The sequence below is a fragment of the Bradyrhizobium sp. Rc3b genome, from assembly GCF_900114915.1.
Taxonomy (GTDB): domain Bacteria; phylum Pseudomonadota; class Alphaproteobacteria; order Rhizobiales; family Xanthobacteraceae; genus Bradyrhizobium.
Map to the genome: position 1 here is coordinate 547142 of NZ_FOUS01000002.1, position 13587 is coordinate 560728.

General features: G+C 66.0%; 13 protein-coding genes. 4 read left to right on the top strand and 9 right to left on the bottom strand.

Translation table 11 applies throughout. The annotated features are described in order from the left end of the window. Positions 1–162: 162 nt before the first annotated feature. From BM190_RS06115 to BM190_RS06130, 4 genes are read left to right on the top strand one after another with little or no spacing between them, the layout of a single operon-like run. Positions 163–816: a tetratricopeptide repeat protein gene (locus BM190_RS06115; RefSeq protein WP_092252778.1), complete on the top strand. Its 654-nt coding sequence runs from the start codon at positions 163–165 to the stop codon at positions 814–816. Between the two features lie 59 nt (positions 817–875). Further along, the gene (locus BM190_RS06120; protein WP_092252780.1) at positions 876–1427 is read left to right on the top strand and encodes a hypothetical protein; all 552 of its coding nucleotides are present in this window, start codon (positions 876–878) and stop codon (positions 1425–1427) included. 49 nt (positions 1428–1476) lie between these two features. Further along, on the top strand, positions 1477–2859 hold the full coding sequence (gene der, locus BM190_RS06125; RefSeq protein ID WP_018317605.1) for a ribosome biogenesis GTPase Der: 1383 nt from the start codon (positions 1477–1479) through the stop codon (positions 2857–2859). Beyond that, positions 2856–4112, top strand: coding sequence for a TCR/Tet family MFS transporter (locus BM190_RS06130; RefSeq protein ID WP_092252782.1), 1257 nt, complete (start codon positions 2856–2858; stop codon positions 4110–4112). The genes der and BM190_RS06130 overlap by 4 nt, the downstream gene beginning before the upstream one ends. Before the next feature lie 154 nt (positions 4113–4266). On the opposite strand, the gene BM190_RS06135 is transcribed toward BM190_RS06130, so the two are convergent. The 9 genes from BM190_RS06135 to BM190_RS06175 form a co-directional block, all read right to left on the bottom strand. Continuing rightward, positions 4267–5493 (bottom strand): ABC transporter substrate-binding protein, encoded by a 1227-nt coding sequence (locus BM190_RS06135; RefSeq protein WP_018317603.1) that lies wholly within the window; start codon positions 5491–5493, stop codon positions 4267–4269. Between the two features lie 169 nt (positions 5494–5662). After that, positions 5663–6805 carry an NHL repeat-containing protein gene (locus tag BM190_RS06140; RefSeq protein ID WP_092252784.1) on the bottom strand — a complete coding sequence of 381 codons (1143 nt, stop codon included), beginning with the start codon at positions 6803–6805 and terminating at the stop codon, positions 5663–5665. 79 nt (positions 6806–6884) lie between these two features. Continuing rightward, entirely contained in the window at positions 6885–7625 is a 741-nt protein-coding gene (locus BM190_RS06145) for an SDR family NAD(P)-dependent oxidoreductase (RefSeq protein WP_092252786.1), read from the bottom strand. A 68-nt stretch (positions 7626–7693) separates the two neighbouring features. Continuing rightward, entirely contained in the window at positions 7694–8047 is a 354-nt protein-coding gene (locus BM190_RS06150; protein WP_092252788.1) for an immunity 8 family protein, read from the bottom strand. A 10-nt stretch (positions 8048–8057) separates the two neighbouring features. Then, positions 8058–9581, bottom strand: a complete 1524-nt coding sequence (gene purF, locus BM190_RS06155) for an amidophosphoribosyltransferase (RefSeq protein WP_018317600.1) — start codon at positions 9579–9581, stop codon at positions 8058–8060. 27 nt (positions 9582–9608) lie between these two features. Continuing rightward, on the bottom strand, positions 9609–10238 hold the full coding sequence (locus BM190_RS06160) for a CvpA family protein (protein ID WP_018317599.1): 630 nt from the start codon (positions 10236–10238) through the stop codon (positions 9609–9611). Between the two features lie 167 nt (positions 10239–10405). Beyond that, the gene (radA, locus tag BM190_RS06165; protein ID WP_092252790.1) at positions 10406–11854 is read right to left on the bottom strand and encodes a DNA repair protein RadA; all 1449 of its coding nucleotides are present in this window, start codon (positions 11852–11854) and stop codon (positions 10406–10408) included. Between the two features lie 16 nt (positions 11855–11870). Next, positions 11871–12599, bottom strand: coding sequence for a sulfite exporter TauE/SafE family protein (locus BM190_RS06170; protein ID WP_092252792.1), 729 nt, complete (start codon positions 12597–12599; stop codon positions 11871–11873). A gap of 57 nt (positions 12600–12656) precedes the next feature. Further along, positions 12657–13574, bottom strand: coding sequence for a ribokinase (locus BM190_RS06175; RefSeq protein WP_092252794.1), 918 nt, complete (start codon positions 13572–13574; stop codon positions 12657–12659). Positions 13575–13587 lie beyond the last annotated feature (13 nt).

The following is a 13587-nucleotide window of genomic DNA, read 5'->3' on the forward strand; positions in this document are numbered from 1 at the left end:
GGCAGGGCCATCCGGGCTCTCCCGGGTGGTTAACGCCTTGATCGGGCTCGCTTTGCCTTGCCACCGCCATATCGTTAGGGTACCTCGCCGCCACGTGGGGGACGGGATTCCTGACGCGAACGCTTCGGCGCGCGCACCCGGACGGGCATGGGATTAGCATAAGTGTCTGAATTATTTGACGAAGTCGACGAGGAAGTACGTCGCGAACAGCTCAAGAAGCTGTGGGATAGATATTCGATCTACTTCATCGCCCTGATGGTGCTGGTCGTTGCCGGCGTCGGCGGCTGGCGCGGTTATCAATATCTGGAAGCCAAGAAGGCCGCCGAGGCCGGCGCCGCCTTCGAGAAGGCGGCGGAGCTGTCCGACCAGGACAAGCATGCCGAGGCCGAGGCCGCCTTCACCGAGCTCGCCGCCAAGGCGCCCTCGGGTTATCGCACCCTGGCGCGGCTGCGCGCCGCAGCCGAGGCGGCGCCCCGTGACGCCAAGGCTGCTGCCAAGATGTATGACGACATCGCTGCCGACCGCAGCGTCGGTGGTGAGTGGCAGGATCTGGCCAAGATCCGCGCCGCCGGCCTGGTGCTCGACAGCGCCAGCTATGCCGACATGCAGCAGCGGCTGGAGCCTTCCGCCGCCCCCAAATCGACCTTCCGCCACACCGCCCGCGAGATGCTGGCGCTGTCGGCCTGGCGCAACAACGACATGACGGCGGCCCGCAAATGGCTCGACGCGATTGGTGAAGACGGCGAAACGCCGCCCGGCCTGCGCTCGCGCGCCGAGGCGCTCCAGGCCCTGCTGCCGCCCGTCGCCAAGAGCTGAGCAAAAAGAGCTGAGCAAGAAGAGCTGACGACGGCTCCCTGACCTAGACGAGACACGATATGCGCCGCACGCCACGCTTGATCGCAGCCGCCGTCCTGATCGCCTTCACGGGCGTCCTGGGCGGCTGCTCCAGCTTCGATCCAAGCGATATGCTCGACTTCCTCGACACCAAGAAGAAGCTGCCGGGCGACCGCAAGCCGGTCTTCCCGGAGGGTGTGCCGGGCCTCGAGCAGGGCGTTCCGAAGGACCTGTACAAGGGCGCGCAGCAGCAGCCCGATCCGAACGCGCCTGCCGTCGCGGCTCTGCCCGCCGAGCCGCCGCCCGAGCCGGCCAAGCCGGCGAAGGGTGCCAAGGCGAAGCACACGAGGCAGCCGACCGCCGCAGCGGCAGCACCGACTGAAGCGCCCGCCGGCGAAGTCGACGGCGAGGCTCAGCCGGAGGCGGCGCCGGCCACGGCCGCTCCGCCGCCCAAGCACAAGATCGTCCGCAAGCGCACCACTGCGCCGCCGCCGGATCAGCCGGTCCAGCAGGCGCAACCGACCCAGACCACGCAGCAGCAGACGCAGGGCGGCTTCCCGGCGCCGCTGCCGAGCGGCAGCTTCTCGCGCTAATTTTTTCCTTTGATTGACAGGCGCAGCCCCGGCAGCGCACGAATGACCGATGTCCTTCACGATCGCCATCATCGGCCGGCCCAATGTCGGCAAATCGACGCTGTTCAACCGCCTGGTCGGACAGAAGCTTGCGCTCGTCGACGACCTGCCGGGCGTCACCCGCGACCGCCGCGAGGGTGAGGCGAGGCTCGGCGATCTCGAATTCACCATCATCGATACCGCAGGCCTCGACGAGGGCGCCAAGGGCTCGCTGACCGCGCGCATGCAGGAGCAGACCGAGACCGCGATCGCGCAGGCCGACGCGCTGTTCTTCGTCATCGATGCCCGCGTCGGCCTCACGCCCACCGACCGCGCCTTCGCCGATTTCGCCCGCAAGGCCAACAAGCCCGTGCTGCTGGTCGCCAACAAGAGCGAGGGCAAGCATGGCGATGCCGGCGCGATGGAATCCTTTGCGCTCGGCCTTGGCGATCCCATCCAGATCTCGGCCGAGCATGGCGAGGGCATGGGCGAGCTCTACGATGAGCTCGCCAAGTTGATGCCGGAGCCCGTCGACGACGACGAGACCGAGGACGACGAGCCGCTCACCGAGGAAGAGGCCGCGACGCGCCCGATCCGGGTCGCCATCGTCGGCCGGCCCAATGCCGGCAAGTCGACGCTGATCAACCATCTGCTCGGCGAGGAACGCCTGCTGACGAGCCCGGAGGCCGGCACCACGCGCGATTCCATCGCGGTCGAGATCAACTGGAAGGGCCGCGAGTTTCGCGTGTTCGACACTGCAGGTCTCCGCCGGCGCTCCCGCATCGAGGAGAAGCTGGAAAAGCTCTCGGTCGCCGACGCCCTGCGCGCGGTCCGTTTTGCCGAAGTCGTCGTGATGATGATGGATTCGCAGAACCGCTTCGAGGAGCAGGATTTGCGCATCGCCGATCTGATCGAGCGCGAGGGCCGCGCGGTGGTGCTCGCCGTCAACAAATGGGACCTGATGGAGAGCAAGGGGGGCGGTGCGATCTCGGGTCTGCGTCGCGATGCCGACCATTGGCTGCCGCAGATCAAGGGCGTGCCGATCGTCGCGGTCTCGGGCCTGATGGGCGAGGGCATCGATCGGCTGATGCAGGCGATCCAGGACGCCTACGCGCTTTGGAACCGGCGCGTGTCGACGTCGGCATTGAACCGCTGGTTCGAGCAGGCGGTTCAGGCCAATCCGCCGCCGGCCGTGTCCGGCCGACGGCTCAAGCTCAATTACATCACGCAGACCAAGGCGCGCCCGCCGAGCTTCGTGCTGTTCTGCTCGCGCGCTGACGCGGTGCCGCAGTCCTATTTGCGCTACCTCATCAATTCCATGCGCGAGACCTTCGAGCTGCCGGGCACGCCGGTGCGCATCACCTTGCGCGAGAAGGCCAATCCCTTCGCGCACAAGCGCAAGCGGCCGTCGTGAGTGACGGCGCCAGCGAGGCGGCGGCGCAAGGCGCTGTGCCGGTCCAGCGCGGCGCGGTCGCCTTCATCTTCGTCACCATCCTCCTGGACATGCTCGCGCTCGGCGTCATCATGCCGATCCTGCCGAAGCTGATCGAGAGCTTCGTCGACAACGATACCGCCCACGCCGCCCGCATCTTCGGCCTGTTCGGCACCGCCTGGGCGCTGATGCAGTTCGTGTTCTCGCCGTTGCTCGGCGCGCTGTCGGATCGTTTCGGGCGGCGGCCGGTGGTATTGCTGTCGAATTTCGGGCTCGCGGCCGACTACGTGCTGATGGCGCTGGCGCCGTCCCTGGTGTGGTTGTTCGTCGGCCGCGTCATCTCGGGGATCACTTCGGCCAGCATCTCGACGGCCTTTGCCTATATCGCCGACATCACGCCGCCGGAGCGACGCGCGGCGGTCTTCGGCCGGATTGGCGCGGCGTTCGGCGCCGGCTTCATCCTGGGGCCAGCGCTCGGCGGTCTGCTCGGCGACATCGATCCGCGCCTGCCGTTCTGGGCGTCGGCGGCCCTCAGCTTCGCCAATGCCCTCTACGGTCTGTTCGTCCTGCCGGAATCGCTTGCGCCTGACAAGCGCGCGCCGTTCCGCTGGCGAAGTGCCAGTCCGCTCGGCGCGCTCCGCCTGTTGCGCTCCAATGCGGTGCTCGCTGCGTTGTCCGTCGTCAATTTCATCGCGCAGGTCGCGCATGTCGTGTTGCCCTCGACCTTCGTGCTCTATGCGACCTATCGCTACGGCTGGGATTCCAAGACCGTGGGACTGACGCTGGCGATGGTCGGCATCTGCGCCATGGTGGTGCAGGGGCTTGCGATCGGCCCGATCGTGCGCGTGCTCGGCGAGCGGAACGCGCTGTTGCTGGGCCTGTGTTGTGGCGCGCTCGGCTTCGTCGTCCTGGGCGCTGCGCCGACCGGGCCGCTGTCCTGGATCGGGATTCCCATTCTGGCGCTGTGGGGCATCTCGGGTGCCGCCTCGCAAGCATTGATGACGCGGCTGGTCGCGGCCGAGCAGCAGGGCCAGCTCCAGGGCGCAACCGCGAGCGTGCAGAGCGTGTCGCAGCTCGTCGGCCCGTTCCTGTTCACGCTGACCTTTTCCTATTTCATCAGCGCCGGCGCGCCGCTGCACCTGCCCGGCGCACCGTTCCTGCTCGCGGCAGCGCTCATGGTGGTCTGCGTGGCGATCGCGGTGCGGACGCTGGGTGGGGCGAAGACGGGATCGTAGGGTGGGCAAAGGCGCGCAGCGCCGTGCCCACCATCTGTTCGTGATAGCAAGAAGTCGTGGGCACGCTTCGCTTTGCCCACCCTACGGCAGCGGAGAATGCCGCGCGAGATCCCGGGTTCGATGCTTCGCATCGCCCCGGGATGCCGCTACACTCTTACTTTTTCACCAGCGGACAATCGCTGTCCTTGAGCGGCTTTGCTGCGTCTTCGGCGGAGATCGTGGCGATCTGCTTGTAATAGTCCCACGGCCCCTTCGACTCCTCGGGCTTCTTCACCTCGAACAGGTAGGCCGGGATGAGGCGGCGGCCGTCCTGGCGCAGCGGGCCGTTGCCGAACAGCGGATCGTCGGTCGGCAGCTCCTTCATCTTGGCGACGACCTTGGCGCCGTCATGCGGATTGCCGCCGAGCGCGTCCATCGCCTTGAGATAGTGCAGCACCATCGCGTAGTTGCCGGCCTGGGTCATCGACGGCATCGCGTTCTTGCTGGCCAGCGCCGAGAAGCGCTTGGACCATTCGCGGGTCTTGTCGTTCAGGTCCCAGTAGAACGATTCGGTGAAGGTCAGGCCCTGCGCGGTCTTGAGCCCCAGCGAGTGCACGTCGTTGATGAACAGCAGCAGCGCCGCGAGCTTCTGGCCGCCCTGGACGATGCCGAACTCGGCCGCCTGCTTGATGGCGTTGGTGGTGTCGCCGCCGGCGTTGGCGAGGCCGATGATCTTGGCCTTCGACGATTGCGCCTGGAGCAGGAAGGAGGAGAAGTCCGCGGTGTTGAGCGGGTGCTTGACGCCGCCGAGCAGCTTGCCGCCATTGGCGGTGACGACGGCGCTGGTGTCGCGCTCCAGCGCGTGACCGAACGCGTAGTCGGCGGTGAGGAAGAACCAGCTGTCGCCGCCGGCCTTGGTCAGCGCCTTGCCGGTGCCGTTGGCGAGCATGTAGGTGTCATAGGTGTAGGAGACCGTGTTGGGCGTGCAGGCCTTGCCGGTGAGATCCGCGGTGGCAGCGCCCGAATTGAGCAGCACTGCATTCTTTTCCTTGACGAGGTTGCTGACCGCCAGCGCGACGCCGGAGCTCGGCGTGTCCGCGATCGCATCGACCTTGTCGTTGTCGATCCACTGCCGGGCGATGTTGACGCCGACGTCGGGCTTGTTCTGGTGATCGCCGCTCAGCACCTCGATCTTCCAGCCCTTCTTGAGCAAGCCGGAATCCTCGACCGCCATCTTGATCGCAACCACGGAGTTGGGGCCGCCGATGTCGGCATAGAGGCTCGACATGTCGTTGAGCACGCCGATCTTGACGGTCTTGTCCTGCGCGTAGGCGGATGTTGCAAAACCGAAGGCGGCACAGGCCAGAAGGGCGGCGGAGCGGCGCGCGAACGTCGTCGTCATAAAAGGTTTCCTCCATTGTCAAATATGCGGACTGCTCTCTTGCGGAGCCTTGTTCCGGCTGATTGGCTCTAGCCTGTCCCAGGGCCGGCGGCAATGCGCCTAAAGCCGGATGACGCTGCGTCGTAGCGTCATCCGTCGGTTAACTTTTTGGGAAAAATGCGTTGAGACGCTATTTGAGCGCGTCCGATGTCAGCTTGAATTTCTGGATGCGCTTTCCGGTATCGACCTCGGCGGTATAGACGTTACCCCCGGCGTCGATCGCCATGGCGTGCACCCAGTGGAATTGACCGGCGTTGCGGCCGTTATGCCCGAAGCTGCCGACCACGCTGCCGTCCTCGCGCTTGATGACCCGGATCTCGTTGTTCTCGCCGTCGGCGCTGAGCAGATAGGTTTGCTTCGGATCGGGCCAGATCGCGATGTCCCACACCGCGCCGTTGCCGAGCGTGTTCTTCTCGAAGAAGAACTCTTTCACGAAGCTGCCGTCCTTCTTGAACACCTGGATACGGTTGTTGATGCGATCGCAGACATAGACGAGGCCGTCATTGGCGAGCTTCACGCAGTGGACGGGGTTGCCGAATTGCTGCGATGCCGGCGCCTTGGGATCGTAGGGCGCCTGCTTGTTGTCATCGGGCTTGTTGCCGTAGGCCCCCCAGTGCCGCTTGTAGGCCAGCGTCGTCGCATCGAACACGATGACGCGGCGGTTGCCATAGCCGTCGGCGACGTAGATTTCGTTGGCCTCCTTGTCGAGCGCGGTCTCGGCGGGTTTGCCGAGCTGCGTCGTATCGTTGCTGCCCAGGCTCGGGGCGAACTTGCCGATCTGGGCGACGAATTTGCCGTCGAGCGTGAACTTCACGATGGCGTTGTCGTTGTCGGCATTGCCGCCGACCCAGACGAAGCCGCGCTCGTCGACCTCGATGCCGTGCTCGCGGCCAACCCATTCATAGCCCTGCCCGGGACCGCCCCATGAGCGCAGCAGATTGCCGTCGACGTCGAACTCGAGCACGGGCGGCGCCGACACGCAGCATTTCGAGCGCGGCGGATTGAGGCTTGCGCCTTTCTCGTCGTCGGTAAGCGAGCGCGGGCGATGGATCACCCAGATATGGCCCTGCCAGTCGACGGTGATGCCGCCGACCTGGCCGAGGATCCAGTTGTTCGGCAGCTGCTTTGGCCAGGAGGGATCGACCGCAAAAGTCGGGACGTCGCCAGCATTCGACGCAACCGGAAGAGCAAAGGCGACGGCTGCGATCAGAATGGAGAGAGCGTGACGTGCGAGCGCAGACGCAGAGCCTGCGCGATCGTGCCATGGCGCCATGGCAACCTCCCTTTTGTTGGCGTGCGGCTTGCTGCCGCTTACGCGCGGGCAGTCAATCGCGGGGAGGCAGTCAAGTCAATCAGGCCGGGGAGCGGAAGCTCATCAGGCTGCGGGTCTTGTAGTCATAGAACTTGCCGGTCTCGGTCCAGTCAGGCGCGCACATCGGCACGATGAATTCGGCGACCTGCTCGGGCGTGTCGAGCGTCGCCGGGTCTTCGCCCGGCATCAGCGTCGCGCGCATGCGGGTGCGGACCGGTCCCGGGTTGAACAGATTGACGCGCAGCTTCGTGTTCGCGGTCTCCTGCGCCCAGGCGCGAGCCAGCGTCTCCAGCGCGGCCTTGGACGCCGCGTAGGGGCTGACATAGGCGGTCGCCTTGTTGGCGGCGCCCGAGGTGATGAACACGGCGCGGCCGGCATCGGATTGCTTGAGCAGCGGCTCCATGCAGCGGATCAGCTGGAAGTTCGCGGAGACGTTGACGGCCATCACGTCGGTGAAGGTCTTCAGCTCGATATGACCGATCGGCGAGGAGGGGCCGAGCACGCCGGCATTGCCGACGAGGATGTCGAGCTTGCCGTAGCGTTCGTGCAGGCCGGCGCCCAGTCGCGCGATGCCGTCGGAATCGGTGAGATTGAGCGGCACCAAGGTGGCGCTGCCGCCGAGTTTCCGGATCTCGTCGTCGAGCTCTTCCAGCCCGCCTTGCGTGCGCGCCACCGCCACAATATGCGCGCCGGCCTTGGCGAGTGCGATGGCGGTGGCATAGCCGATGCCGCGCGAGGCGCCGGTGACGAGAGCGATACGGTCAGCGAGGGGTTTTGTCATGGCAGGGTTTTACAGCGGTGGATGGCCGGGACAAGCCCGGTTGAAACGGAATCCGAGCACATACCCGGTCAGGGCGTGTAGTTCTCGAACTCCCAGGAGCCGAAGAGGCCAACTTTTTCGGCAGTCTCTTTCCAGCTGTTACCCATGCATTTCTGGCAATAGCCCCGCACGTACCGCTCTAGCGCGGGGTAGTCGTATTCCTTGACGAATAGGAAGTGTCGTCCCGGGACATGAGTGTCTTTCATGTTCTCCGCGAACCATTCCGGTGTGCACAAAGTGAATCCAAAGGACTCCTCGCCTGGCTCGCCAGCAGGGCCAACCATTGCGAGGATGTAGATGCCGAATGGCCCTTCAGGCCGAAATGTCTCCAGCGACGGCGTGTCGCTGCACGACAAGTGCCTGAGGTTGGCGACGACGACCATACTCGCGCCGTCAGCTCGCCTCCGCCAGCAGAGACAGCTGCCGGGGCTGCTGCTCGGTCTGGGTCTGGTCGGTGAGGTGGGTCGGATAGGCCCCGGTAAAGCAGTGATCCGAGAATTTTGGATTGGCAGGATCGCGGCCGGGTTCGCCCATGGCGCGGTACATGCCGTCGATCGACAGGAAGGCGAGCGAGTCGGCACCGATGATCTCGCGCATCTCCTCCAGCGAATGCGTCGCCGCGAGAAGACCGCCGCGATCGGGCAGGTCGATGCCGTAATAATCGGGATAGAGGATCGGCGGTGAGGCGAGACGGAAGTGCACTTCCTTGGCGCCGGCATCGCGCATCATGCGCACGATCTTCTTCGAGGTGGTGCCGCGCACCAGCGAGTCGTCGATCAGGATGATGCGCTTGCCTTCGATCGCGGCACGGTTGGCCGAATGCTTCATGCGCACGCCGGATTCGCGGATCGCCTGCGTCGGCTGGATGAAGGTGCGGCCGACATAATGGTTGCGGATGATGCCGAGCTCGAACGGCACACCGGAATATTGGCTGTAGCCGACCGCGGCGGGGACGCCGGAATCCGGCACCGGCACGACGACGTCGATCGGCACGTGGCTCTCGCGCGCGAGCTGCGCACCGAAGGCCTTGCGCACCTCGTAGACCGAACGGCCGTGGACGATGGAATCCGGGCGGGCGAAATAGATGTATTCGAAGATGCAGGGACGCGGCGCCATCGGCGGGAACGGCTTGTGGATGTCCTGGCCGTTCTCGTCGAACACGATGACTTCACCCGGCTCGATGTCGCGGATGAAGCGCGCGCCGATGATGTCGAGCGCGCAGGTCTCCGAGGTCAGGATCGGGCAGCCGTCGAGCTCGCCGAGCACCAGGGGACGGATGCCGCGCGGATCGCGCGCGCCGACCAGCTTCTTGTTGGTCAGCGAGACCAGCGCATAGGCGCCCTCGATCTCGCGCAGCGCGTCGATATAGCGCTCGATGAAGCGGGCGCGCCTGGAGCGCGCGACCAGATGCAGGATCACCTCGGTGTCGGTGGTCGACTGCATCATCGCGCCGTGCTTCACGAGCTCGCGGCGCAGCGTCAGGCCGTTGGTGAGGTTGCCGTTATGGGCGACCGCGAGACCGCCGGCATTGAGCTCGGCGAACAGCGGCTGCACGTTGCGCAGGATGGTGGCGCCGGTGGTGGAATAGCGGACATGGCCGACGGCCATATTGCCGGGGAGGCGGTCGATCACCTCGCGGCGGGAGAAGGTGTCGCCGACGAGCCCGAGGCGGCGTTCACTGTGGAAGCGGCTGCCGTCGTAGGAGACGATGCCGGCGGCCTCCTGGCCGCGATGCTGAAGGGCGTGAAGGCCGAGCGCGGTGATGGCGGCGGCGTCCGGGTGGCCATAGATGCCGAAGACGCCGCATTCCTCGCGCAGCGTATCTCCTTCCAGGTCGTCCTGAACCTCTAGCGCGGCCGGGCCCGGACCGGCGTTTGGATCGAGATCAAGTTGGGCGTCCTGGTCAGGGTGTCGCATCTCGTCCGCGCCTCTCTTTAAGGGCAATCAACGCGCCGCAGGTTTCTCGATCAGTTTCTTCAAACTGTCACGAGCAGGTTTACTGTATCCGTCACCACTGCCCGAAGGCTGCTGCTCGGATTCAGCTTGATCATCATCTGGTTTGTTTTTCTTGAATCTCTTCAAGATGGTGTTCTCGGGGTCGTCAGGCAAGAGGGCCATCAGCCAATCCCCGGTTCCCTGGAGCACGACGCGGGATTTGGCCCCCGTCACCCAGTCCGGGCGTTGCTTGTCCGGAACCAGCCAGGTGAAGAACAGGAAGGCGACCACGACGATCAAAAGCCCGCGAGCCAGGCCAAACAGGAAGCCGAGGGTGCGGTCCAGCGCACCGATCCTGGAATCCAGGATCATGTCGGAGATCCGGACCGTGATCACGGAAACCACGACCAGGGTGCCCACGAACACGCCGGCGACCACGACCACGCTCGCGACGGTGTCGTTGTTGAAATAGGTCTTGGCGGTCGGCAGCAGCTTCGAGAACGAGTACAGCGTCACGATCGCCGCGGCGCCCCAGGCCGCGATCGACAGGATTTCGCGCATGAAGCCGCGGACCATGGCAAGCAGGCCCGAGATCAGCATCACACCGAGCAGGATCAGGTCGAGGAGTGTTACTGGCATCGGCTGGTCTGGTCCGCTCGTACGTCGAAGGTGCTCTAGCGAATCGGTGTTTGGCCGCTGCCCTAAAAGAGGGGCAGACGGCGTTCCCGGCAAGGCCGCAACCACGCAATCCCATGCTGCTTTTGTGACGGCTGTATAGCGGCGGGGGCCTCCGACGTCACCTCCACCTAACCCTCTCCACGGCGGAATCTTGCCGGTGTGGCATTTTTCTCTGCCGGCGCGTTCGATTCGCCCCGGCGGGAGCCCTTGGCGGCAATCTCTGCGACCAATGTCGTCAGGCTGTTGACCGCATTCAGGGCCAGTCCGGCGTCACCGCCGGCATCCCCGCCTCGGGCCGATTCGGGCAGCACGGCGCGCTTGAAGCCCAGCTTGACCGCCTCCTTGAGCCGGGCCGGGGTCTGCGCCACCGGCCGGATCACGCCAGAAAGTGAAATCTCGCCGAAATAGACCGCATCGGTGGGTAACTGCGCATTAACCAGGGAGGACACCAGCGCGGCCGCGGCGGCCATGTCGGCCGCGGGCTCGTGGATGCGCAGGCCTCCCGCCACGTTCAGATAGACGTCGTGGCCCGACAGCTTGACCCCGCAATGGGCCTCCAGCACCGCCAGCACCATCGAGAGCCGACTCTGATCCCAGCCTACCACCGCGCGCCGCGGCGTGCCGAGCGAGGTCGGCGCCACCAGCGCCTGCAATTCGACCAGGACGGGCCGCGTGCCCTCGATTCCCGCGAACACTGCGGTGCCGGGCGTGCCGAGATCGCGCTCGGACAGGAACAGCTCGGAGGGATTGGTGACCTCGCGCAGGCCAAGGCCCGTCATCTCGAACACGCCGATCTCGTCGGTCGGGCCGAAACGGTTCTTCACGGCGCGCAGGATGCGGAATTGCTGCGAGCCTTCGCCCTCGAACGACAGCACGGCGTCGACCATGTGCTCGACCACGCGGGGGCCGGCGATCTGGCCGTCCTTGGTGACATGGCCGACCAGGATGATGGCCGCACCGGTTTTCTTCGCAAAGCGGATCAGCGCCTGTGCCGAGGCGCGCACCTGCGTGACGGTGCCGGGCGCGGATTCCACCGTGTCGGTCCACATGGTCTGGATCGAATCGATCACGATCAGCCGCGGCACCGCGCCCTCCGACAGCGTCGAGACGATGTCCTCGACCGAGGTCTCGGCGGCGAGCTGCACCGGCGCATCCGACAGCCCCAGCCGTTCGGCGCGCAGCCGCACCTGCGCGACCGCCTCTTCGCCGGAGATGTAGACGATGCGGTGGCCGGCGCGTGCCATCATGCTGGTGGCCTGCGTCAGCAATGTCGACTTGCCGATGCCGGGGTCGCCGCCGACCAGCAGCACCGAGCCGCGGACGAAGCCGCCGCCGGTGACGCGGTCGAGCTCGGTCATCCCGGAGGACAGGCGAGGCGCATCCTGGGTTTTCCCCGAGAGGCTCTCCAGCGCAAACGTTCGTCCCTTGCGCTTGGAGCGGATCGACACCGGCACGCTGCCGCTGGTGTCTTCTTCCGCGAGCGTATTCCACTCGCCGCAGGATTCGCACTTGCCCTGCCAGCGGTTATAGGCCGCGCCGCAGTTCTGGCAGACGAAGGAAAGGGTGTTCTTGGCCATGGGGCGTCAATCGTGCTCAGGGAGATTGCGTCGCGTTCCATAGCATGGAGAGCCCGGCCGCGACCATGATCGCGTCCATCAGCAGGCGGAACACGTCCGGCTTCAGGTGCAGCACGAAGCGTTTTGCGATGAAGGCGCCCGACATCAGCGAGGCGCCCGCGATCAGCCCCTTCATGAAGACATCGCCGGTCAAGGCGCCGAAGCGCTCGAAGGTCACGGATTTCGCGAAGTAGAGGCCGAGCGAGGAGGCCGCCTCGGTGGCGAGGAAAGCGCCCTTGCTGAGTCCGTAGAACAGGAACAGCGGCACGCTGAGCGGGCCGGTCGAGACCACGATGCCGGTGAGATAGCCGATCACGGCGCCGCCGACGGCGAGATGCCAAAGATTGGCCTTGAGGTCGTGCCGCGCCAGCCAGTGCCGCACCGGCACCATCGCGATCAGGAACATGCCGATGGCGAGATCCACCGCATGCGAAGGCAGCGCCAGCAGCGTCCGTGCGCCGAGCACGGCCGCCGGAATGCCCGTGACCGAGTAGGCCGCACAGGCCCGCCAGTCGACCTCGCGCCACCAGGCCAGGATCCGCGAAAAGTTCGCCATCACGGACGCCACCGCCATGATCGGCACCGCCTCCTTCGGCCCATAGGCGTAGACCAGCACCGGCATCAGCATGATCGACGAGCCGGTGCCGACGATGCCTGAGATGGTGCCGGCGACGAGGCCGACGGTGAGGACGAAGAGGAAGGCCAAAACGCTCTCCACGAATCGGGAGAGTTTAGCCGCGGGCAGCGATATGGGCGATTCGTGCTAGGCGAGGGAACCTATTGCGCTGCGCATCGGCATGCCGGTCTGGGCGCCGGCTTTGAGGCATTTCAATGCGGCGGCTTCGCAGCTCACATCGAGCGCAATCTGCAGCGACACGCCTTCGCTCAGCATGGCCGCAAACGCGCCGACAAAGGTGTCGCCAGCGCCGGTCGTGTCCACCGGCGTGATGCGCGGGGCGGGCGCACGCAGGCGGGTGCCGTCGGCCGTCACGGCCAGCGCGCCTTGCGCACCGGCGGTCACGATGCAGGTGAGGTCGCCGGCCCTGGCGAGCTCGGCGGCTGCGGTTTCGTAGTCGGATGCGACGATGCCGATGGCTGCGGCCGCGTCCTGCGCCTCGTGCTCGTTGACGAGGAGATGGTCGGTCACGGCAAGAAGCTTTGTCACCATCTCGCGGGTCATCCTCTCCGGGACGGGCGCGAGATTCCAGACGACGGTGCCGGCGGCCAATGTCGTCCTGCGCGCAGCCTCGAGCGCCTGCGCGAAGGGCACTTCCATCTGAAGCACCAGCACCGTGTCGGGCGTGAAGAGTGCGGCACCAAGATCTCCGGCACTCGCGGCCATGTTGGCGCCGCTCGCCACCGTGATCGCATTCTCGCCGGCCTGATCGACCGTGATGAAGGCGCAGCCGGTCGGCTCGTCGGCCCTGGCGATGAGATCGGCGTCGACACCGTTTGTCCGGAGGTTCTCGATCGCGCTGTCGCCAAACCCGTCCCGGCCGACGCGGCCTGCCATCCGGACTTGACCCGGTCGCGCGATCCGCGCGGCGGCGACAGCCTGGTTGGCGCCCTTGCCGCCGAAATGCGTCTGGTAGGACGGCGCCAGCACCGTCCGGCCGGGGCCGGGAATGATCGGGACCTTCGCGACGAGGTCGATGTTGAGCGATCCGAACACCAGGATCATGGCGGAGAGGCCT